Below are 2,668 nucleotides of genomic sequence, written 5' to 3' on the forward strand. Positions count from 1 at the left end.
GTTGGGGCGGCTGCGGCCCACACCGGCAGCCAGCCTGGCGCAGCGGGCCGGTGGCGGCGCGGCCGGCAAGCTTGCCGGCCGTCGGCGACGCGCCGACGGTGGCCACGCCAATGCGGCTCGGCTGGCGCGGCGCGCACCACATCGATGGACCCGCGCGGGCGCCATGGCGCGACGGCAGCCGGCACCACGCCGCAACGTCGGCGCCGGCGCACGCCAATCGTCTTGGAAATGGGCACGGCGCGCGTAGCGGCGGGGCCTGGATGGGCGCTGGCGGTCATGGCAGTCGGCATGCAAACGCGGCGGCAAAACGCCCGCGCCCGGTCATCGGCGGCCACGCAACGCGGCGCCGCAAGCTTGCCAACCCGGCACACCACACCGGTGGCGCACATTCTGGGGCAACACGCGCAGCACACCTGCGTGCTGCGTGCAAATGCCCCGCTGTTGGCGGACCTCCCTCAAGCAGGCTGGTACACGCTCACCCATCCCACGCCAGGATGCAAGCGCGCAAACCGCTTTGCGTGACCGGCCGCAAAGATCCAAGGAGCCCTTTCATGATGCGTGTCGATGCGCTCTTCCCCACCGCCGCCGCCGTTGTTGCGCTCGCCTTCAGCGCCGGCTGCGCCACGCCACCGGACAAGGTGTCCGCCGCCTATGTCTCGCCCATGCAGTACTCGGCCTATTCCTGCGGCCAGATCGAGGGCGAGCTGCGCCGCGTGCAGCGCCAGCTGGTGCAGGTGACCGGCGCACAGCAGAAAGAGGCCAACAAGGACGCCATCGCCATGGGTGTGGGCCTGGTGGTGTTCTGGCCGGCGCTGTTCTTTCTGGCCGGCGACGACCAGAAGGCGGAGTTGGCCCGCCTGAAGGGCGAGTACGAGGCACTGCAGTCGGCTGCCATCCGCAAGGATTGCGACTTCGCCAGCCAGATGGAGCAGGCCGGCTAACCGGCCCAGCGCCCGTGCCAGCAGCCTGCTGGCGAGGGCGCCTGGGCGCGGCACGGTGCACATGCGGCGCCTGAGCCCGGCGCAATGCCGGGTCGCCGTCGCCCCGCAAAATCCTACAGCGTAAGCGCAAGGACAGCGCGCCCCGCTGCCAGCCCCAAAACGGCGCCCGGCGCCCGCGACCAGCCGCCGTCAGTGCGCGCCCTCACTCGATCCAACAACACGCCCTCGGTGCGCGCCAGGAGCGCCTGAGCAGCGCCCGGTGCACCGCCCCGGGTCTCGAGTCCCAGACGCCCCTGCTGCCCGATTCGAGCAGCACCGAGCGTCGATCTGCATGCCTCAGGATCGGGTTCGCCCTGTGTCATTCGGACTGCGACAACTGTTGCAGTCCGGCCCCGTCTTAATCCCCTTCAGATCGGGTCTCAGTTCGGACTGCTGAGACGCTAATCACGACGTTGGCGGAACAGTCTTAATCCCCTTCAGATCGGGTCTCAGTTCGGACCCAAGAAGGCGCCGGGTGTTCGGGTCGCCTACTTCGTCTTAATCCCCTTCAGATCGGGTCTCAGTTCGGACGAGTTACGCGCAAGCTAAGTTTAATAGCCTTGGTCTTAATCCCCTTCAGATCGGGTCTCAGTTCGGACGCCTCATTGACCACGCAGCCCTGTGGCTGCTGTGGGTCTTAATCCCATTCAGATCAGGTCTCAGTTCGGACTCACTGTCCAGTGGGGCGGTACGATCCCCAGGTCTTAATCCCCTTCAGATCGGGTCTCAGTTCGGACCGTGCATTTGGGTGGGGGTCTGAACGCTTACTGTCGATGTCGTGGTCTCGGTGTTATGTCGGATGATCTTTGACTTTGCGATATGGAGCCCGCGACCCGTGCAGGTGCCTGTGGTTCTGGTCTGCGAAGAGGCGCATCGATACGCACCCCGACGTGAGGACGCAGCGCTCCAGCCGACCAAGCAGGCACTATCGCGGATTGCGAAGGAAGGTCGCAAGTACGGAGTAGGGTTGGGCCTAATCTCTCAGCGCCCTTCCGAGCTGTCCGAATCCATTCTTTCGCAGTGCAACACGCTGATTGCACTGCGAATGAGCAACGAGCAGGATCAGAATTTCGTGCAGCGCGCGCTTCCCGACTCGGTACGCAGCCTGGTCAGCATCCTGCCGACATTGCGTACGCAAGAAGCGCTCGGAGTCGGCGAAGGGACTGTGGTGCCAGTTCGATTGCGTTTCAACGATCTCGATGAGGCGCATCGACCACAGAGCGCGGATGTACCATTCGCGGCCTTGTGGGAAGACGATGCTGCGGATAGGGAAAATTATGTCGCGAGTGTAGTGCGACGGTGGAGAAGGCAGGAGCGGCCGCCGATTATGGCGTTGACAGAAGGCGTTTCAGATAACGGGAAATAAAGCGCCCTCGCTAAAAAAGCCGAGCCCCTCGACCACACCCATCGAAAGGGCATCACTCAGCGAGTCGGTGATCCGCGCCGGACTACGCCTCCACCCTCCCGCATCGCCTCCTTTCGCTGTTGAGCCGTCCCGAAGGTTAGGCGCCCGCGTTCTGGCGTCGCGCGCCTTGCCGTCAATGTCCGGCCCGCACCAACCCCCGTTCCGGGGCCGTGTTGGACATGACGGCTGCGCCGGGGTTGCGCCGGCTGTCGTTCGCGTGTCCTTCGGGACGATCAACCGCAAACGAAAGGAGATCACGATGGTTGAAGCGATATGCGAGCGA

Annotated in this window: 2 protein-coding genes and 1 CRISPR repeat array; both genes read left to right on the top strand. The window is 65.0% G+C overall.

The genetic code is table 11. The features are described 5' to 3' along the window. The first annotated feature begins 551 nt into the window (after positions 1–551). Positions 552–941: a hypothetical protein gene (locus tag QZ588_RS17950; protein WP_295544477.1), complete on the top strand. Its 390-nt coding sequence runs from the start codon at positions 552–554 to the stop codon at positions 939–941. Positions 942–1,335: 394 nt separating this feature from the next. Then, positions 1,336–1,717: direct repeats of the CRISPR family, unit length 36 nt; unit sequence GTCTTAATCCCCTTCAGATCGGGTCTCAGTTCGGAC. Between the two features lie 62 nt (positions 1,718–1,779). Beyond that, positions 1,780–2,346, top strand: a complete 567-nt coding sequence (locus QZ588_RS17955) for an ATP-binding protein (protein ID WP_295544479.1) — start codon at positions 1,780–1,782, stop codon at positions 2,344–2,346. Positions 2,347–2,668: the final 322 nt, after the last annotated feature.

This window comes from uncultured Thiohalocapsa sp. (assembly GCF_913062725.1).
Lineage (GTDB): Bacteria > Pseudomonadota > Gammaproteobacteria > Chromatiales > Chromatiaceae > Thiohalocapsa.

Coding starts and splice junctions, on each gene's coding strand:
- QZ588_RS17950 (WP_295544477.1), top strand. CDS start 552: ATGATGCGTGTCGATGCGCTCTTCCCCACCGCCGCCGCCGTTGTTGCG.
- QZ588_RS17955 (WP_295544479.1), top strand. CDS start 1,780: ATGATCTTTGACTTTGCGATATGGAGCCCGCGACCCGTGCAGGTGCCT.